The sequence below is a fragment of the uncultured Ralstonia sp. genome (assembly GCA_913056305.1).
Taxonomy (GTDB): Bacteria; Pseudomonadota; Gammaproteobacteria; order Burkholderiales; family Burkholderiaceae; genus Ralstonia.
The window spans coordinates 1-5,193 of the sequence record CAJXMR010000280.1; the positions used below are offsets into that span (position 1 = coordinate 1).

At 65.6% G+C, this 5,193-nt stretch carries 5 protein-coding genes and 1 pseudogene; 4 read left to right on the forward strand and 2 right to left on the reverse strand.

Annotation, left to right across the window (positions count from 1 at the left end; genetic code table 11):
• A pseudogene (locus tag QZ609_RS24295) lies at nucleotides 1–494 on the forward strand (ABC transporter substrate-binding protein); the annotation flags it as partial.
• A gap of 143 nt (nucleotides 495–637) precedes the next feature.
• On the forward strand, nucleotides 638–1,444 hold the full coding sequence (locus tag QZ609_RS24300) for a hypothetical protein (RefSeq protein WP_295500371.1): 807 nt from the start codon (nucleotides 638–640) through the stop codon (nucleotides 1,442–1,444).
• A gap of 42 nt (nucleotides 1,445–1,486) precedes the next feature.
• On the opposite strand, the gene QZ609_RS24305 is transcribed toward QZ609_RS24300, so the two are convergent.
• Together QZ609_RS24305 and yaaA are read right to left on the reverse strand one after the other, a co-directional pair.
• Nucleotides 1,487–2,632: a M14-type cytosolic carboxypeptidase gene (locus QZ609_RS24305; RefSeq protein ID WP_295500374.1), complete on the reverse strand. Its 1,146-nt coding sequence runs from the start codon at nucleotides 2,630–2,632 to the stop codon at nucleotides 1,487–1,489.
• 38 nt (nucleotides 2,633–2,670) lie between these two features.
• On the reverse strand, nucleotides 2,671–3,444 hold the full coding sequence (gene yaaA / locus QZ609_RS24310; RefSeq protein ID WP_295500378.1) for a peroxide stress protein YaaA: 774 nt from the start codon (nucleotides 3,442–3,444) through the stop codon (nucleotides 2,671–2,673).
• Nucleotides 3,445–3,481: 37 nt separating this feature from the next.
• On the opposite strand from yaaA, the gene QZ609_RS24315 reads away from it, so the two are divergent.
• Together QZ609_RS24315 and QZ609_RS24320 are read left to right on the forward strand one after the other, a co-directional pair.
• A complete protein-coding gene (locus QZ609_RS24315) occupies nucleotides 3,482–4,006 on the forward strand; it encodes a putative toxin-antitoxin system toxin component, PIN family (protein ID WP_295500381.1) in 525 nt (174 codons plus the stop codon).
• A 23-nt stretch (nucleotides 4,007–4,029) separates the two neighbouring features.
• Nucleotides 4,030–5,193, forward strand: a 1,164-nt coding sequence (locus QZ609_RS24320) for a pyridoxal phosphate-dependent aminotransferase (RefSeq protein ID WP_295500384.1), incomplete at its 3' end; no start/stop codon positions are given.

The window sequence follows — 5,193 nt, forward strand, 5'->3', positions numbered from 1 at the left end:
ACGGCTTCGGGCTCACGCTGCACGCCACCAACAACCGCTACCTGAATGACGCGCAGGTCGCGCAAACCACCGCGCAACTACTCACGCGCGTGGGCATCCAGACCAAGGTGGAGACGCTGCCCGTGGCGGCCTACTTCTCGCGGGCACGCCAGGGCGAGTTCTCGTTCATGATGCTGGGCTGGGGCTCGGTGGCGGCGGACGTGGCACTGCGCAGCATCCTCGGCACACCCAATGCGCAGACCGGCTATGGCACCTGGAACTGGGGCCGCTACGGCAACCCGGAGCTGGACAAGCTGGTGCAGGCGTCGCTGTCCACCGTGTCGAGCGAGCAGGCTCACGAGCAGGCGGCCAAGGCTGCCGCGCGCTTTGCGCAGGACGACTACGCGATCGTCCCGTCGCACCATCAGCTCGCCACCTGGGCGATGCGCCGTGGCATCCGCTACGAGGCACGCACCGACGAATGGTCACTCGCGCATCTGTTCACCAAGCAGTGATGGCTTGAGCAAACGCAAGCTCGTAACGTGCTGTTACAGCAAAACGGCCGGATGTGCCGCATTGGGGAAAGCCGCAGGAACTTTCGGCCTCGGCTTTCCTCTATCATGGCGTTTTTCCACGCCGACACTCTGTAACACTCGTGATGTTGCGACCCAATCTACTCTGTCTCGGCATCGTCGCCCTGCTGGCCGCCTGCTCCAATCTGGAGACCCAACCGACCGACGCGTCGGCCCAGGCCACAGCTGCAGCGACGTTGAGCGCCCAGGGGACGCAAGCCAAGCAGGCTACGCCGTCCCAACCGACCACTCCCCCGATTGTTTTCGGCGCACCTGATGCCGAGGGCAATACCACCGTCAACCTGCCGTCCAAGGACAAGATGAGCTTGTCCGAATACCGCGCGCAAACCCGGGACCGCCTGATCAAATCGGAGAACGCCCGCCCCGACGTGGCGGACTGTGCCGCGCACGCCAGCTGGATCATCCCGCGCTCCACCAACTTCGATCAGTTCCGCCTGCCCACCGGTGCGCTGTCGAACGAGCAAGCCAAGGTGGAACCGTGGGACTCGCGCTTCTCGCAAAGCAAGCAAGGCGCGGTCAAGGTCTCGAGCGTGATCAGCTTCAACGCCGCTGTGCACAAGCGTGGCACCGGCAGCGACCAATGGGAGCCGGTGCGCGTGCGCTGCGGCTATGACGAAGGCATGATGCTGGCGTACGAGCTGCTCGACGCCAATGGCCAGCCATTCGCCAGTCCCGCTGCTCCCGCGACGGCTACGCGTACGCACTGCCGCCGCGGCCATCGCTGCACGACGACAACCGTGCGCGGCAAGTCCACCGCCAAGGGCAAGGCCACGGCCAAGTCCGCCAAGGGCAACGGCACGGCCAAGGCCAAGTCGGCCTCGACCAGCAAGTCGACGGCCAAGAAAAAGAAGTCGACGACTTCGTCCAACTAAGGCGCCTGCGTCGCCGGTACGCCGGCGACGCGGCACTTCCACTCAGCCGAGGTATTCCAGGATCGCCTGCAGCATCGCCGCGCCCAGTGCGGCGCTGCGGGCACCATCCCAGCCCACGCGCGCGTCGGGCAGATCGGCGTTGTCCTTGAACGGCATCTCCAGCGTCAGCGACAGGCAACCGTAGGTGTGGCCGATGTACTTGGAGGCGAGCTTGAGCGCGTCTTCGTTGTACTTGCTCGCTTCGTAGCCGAATTTGGTTTGGAAGTCCGGCGAGGCGCGCAAGAAGGCGGCCACAAAGCGATCCTGGTCCGCGCGCTGCGCATCAGTGAAGCCCGGCAGCATCTCGCTGCCTGCCACGAACACGTAGGGCAGCGCCTCGTCGCCGTGGATGTCGAAGAACAGGTCGACGCCGGTCTGCTCGATGGCCTGGCGCACGCCCAGCACCTCGGGGCTGCGCTGGGCGTCGGGCTCCATCCATTCGCGGTTCAGGTTGGCGCCGGCCGCATTCGTGCGCAGGTTGCCCAGCGACGAACCGTCCGGGTTCATGTTCGGCACGACATGGAAGACGGCGCGCTCGGTCAGCACGCGTCCGACCGGGTCGCCACTCCATGCGCCCTGACGCGTCAGGCGCGCGAGCAGGCCTTCGACAAACCATTCCGCCATCGTTTCGCCGGGGTGCTGGCGCGCGATGATCCACACGTTCTTCTTGCCCGGCCCAGGCTCACCCACCGTGATGCTGGTCATGTCGCGGCCCTGCACCGTCTGCCCCAGACGCTGCGTACGCACGCCAGGCAGCGTCTGCGCGGCGGCCACCAGCGACAGGTGGCGTTCATCCGAATACGGTTCGAAATACGCGAACCAGATGCTGTCGTGCTCGGGCGTCAGCTCGATGGTGAGGGTCTTGCCGTCATAGCGCGTCGGCACGCGGAACCAGTGCTGGCGGTCGTACGAGGCCACCGCTTGGTAGTCCTTCCAGCCGGCGGGATACGTACACTCGCCGGCGTTTTCCAGCGCCAGCTTGCACGCCTGCCCCTGCACGCCCTGCAGGCGGAAATGGAACCACTGCGTGAAGTCCGCATGCGCATCGCGGCGGATACGCAGGCGGATGGCGTCGGCTTGCGCGGCATCGACAATCTCGATCGCGCCGCTGTCGAACGTGCTGGAGATAAACGGTTGGGTGGCGGTCATGTCGGGTCCTGTCAGGAGCGTTGGACAGCAGATTCGGTTCAGGTGACTTTGCGGCGGAAGACCCAGCGCTCGTCGTCGGAGTCGGCGGCGGCAAGCGCGTAGCCATCCACGTCGAACGCCTTGAGCTTGCGCGGATCGGTAATGCGGTGCTCGATCACGTAGCGCGCCATCAACCCGCGCGCCCGCTTGGCATAGAACGAGATGATCTTGTACTGGCCGTTCTTCCAGTCCTCGAAGACCGGTGTGACGATGCGCGCCTTGAGCACCTTGGGGCGCACCACCTTGAAATACTCTTCCGAGGCGAGGTTGACGAGCACAGGGTCGTCGTCCGCCTTGAGCAGCGTATTGAGCGCGAGCGTCACGTCGTCACCCCAGAAGGTGTAGAGATCCTTGCCGCGCGGGTTGGCCAGGCGCGTGCCCATCTCCAGGCGGTACGGCTGCATCCAGTCGAGCGGGCGCAGTACGCCGTACAGGCCCGACAGAATGCGCACGTGCTTCTGCGCAAATTGCAGATCGTCCGCGGACAGCGAATTGGCATCGAGCCCGCCATAGACATCGCCGTCGAACGCCAGCGCGGCATGCTTGCTGTTCTCGGCTGTGAACTCGGGCGACCAATCCGCATAGCGGTTGGCATTGAGCACGGCCAGCGGGTCGGAAATCTTCATCAGCGTGCCGATCTGGGCCGGCGACAGCTTGCGGAGCACATCGATGAGTTCAGCGGAGCGCGCGATGAAATCGGGCAGCGTGTGGGTCTTGAGGCGCGGCGGGGTGTCGTAGTCGAGCGACTTGGCCGGCGAGAGGACGATGATCATGTCAGAATCGCGGTTCACAAGTCTGGAATTGTATCGAATGGCAGACGCTGCCGCCCTCGCCGCCTCCGCCCAACCTCCGGCCCCGCCGCAGTGTCCACGCGTAGTGCTGGACTCCAACATCTGGGTCGACATCCTGATCTTCGACGATGCCGTCGCACGCCCGATCCGCGCCGCGCTGGAGGCCGGCCGCTTGCAGGCCATCATCAGCCCCGCGTGCCGCGAGGAGCTGCGCCGCGTGCTGGACTATCCGCAGTTCGCGCGCTACGCCATCGATGCCGAAGCCGCGCTCGCCTGGGTCGATCGCATGACGCATTCGGTGCCCGATCCAGAAGCCACGCCGCGCGCCGAGGGCGAGGCCTTCGTGCCCGTCTGCAAGGATCGCGACGACCAGAAATTCCTGGCGCTGGCCGATGCCGCCCGCGTCGCCTATCTCGTCTCCAAGGACCGCGCGGTGCTCAAGCTCAAGCGTCGCATGGCCAAGTATTGCGACGTGGCGGTGCTGCCGCCCAAGCAGTTCGTCGCGCTAGTCCAGTTGGAGACGGCTCCCCTCGTTCAAGCCTGAAGCCCGCATTCACCCGTATTGCAATGACCACCGCCGCTGCCGCCACCGTGTCCGCTGAAACCCTCGCGCCCATCGCCCCGTCGCCCTCGCGGCTGCCGAATGTCGGCACCACCATCTTCACCGTGATGTCGTCGCTGGCCGCTGAGAAGCAGGCCGTCAACCTCGGCCAGGGCTTTCCGGACTTCGACTGCGACCCGCGCATCATCGATGCCGTGACCAACGCCATGCGTGCGGGCCTGAACCAATACCCGCCGATGACGGGTGTGCCCGCGCTGCGCCAGGCCATCGCCACCAAGATCGCCACGCTCTACGGCCACACGTATGACGCCGACCGCGAGATCACCATCACCGCCGGTGCCACGCAGGCACTGCTGACCACGGTGCTGTGCTGCGTGCATCCGGGCGACGAGGTCATCGTCTTCGAGCCGACCTACGACAGCTACATCCCGTCGATCGAACTGGCCGGCGGCAAGGTCGTGCCGATCACACTGAACGCTCCGGACTTCCGCATCCCGTTCGACAAGCTGGCCGCCGCCATCACGCCGCGCACGCGCCTGATCATGCTGAACACGCCGCACAACCCGACCGGCACGGTCTGGCATGCGGACGATATGCAGAAGCTGGCCGAGATCCTGGCGCCCACCAATGTGCTGCTGCTCTCCGATGAGGTGTACGAGCACATGGTGTACGACGGCGTGCCGCATGCATCGGTCGCGCGCATTCCGGAACTGGCGCGTCGCGCCTTCGTGGTGTCGAGCTTCGGCAAGACGTATCACGTGACGGGCTGGAAGGTCGGCTACGTGGCCGCGCCTGCCGCGCTGTCGGCGGAGTTCCGCAAGGTGCACCAGTTCAACGTGTTCACCGTCAACACGCCGGTGCAGCACGGACTCGCGAACTACATGGCCGATCCGCGCCCGTACCTGGACCTGCCCGCCTTCTACCAGCACAAGCGCGACCTGTTCCGCGCGGGGCTGGCCGGCACGCGCTTCAAGCTGCTGCCGTGCCAGGGCACGTACTTCCAGTGCGTGGACTACAGCGCCATCTCCGACCTGCCCGAGGCCGAGTTCGCCAAGTGGCTCACGAGCGAGATCGGCGTGGCGGCAATTCCCGTGTCGGCGTTCTATTCGCAGCCGCACGAATCGGGCGTGGTGCGCTTCTGCTTCGCCAAGAAAGACGAAACGCTCCAG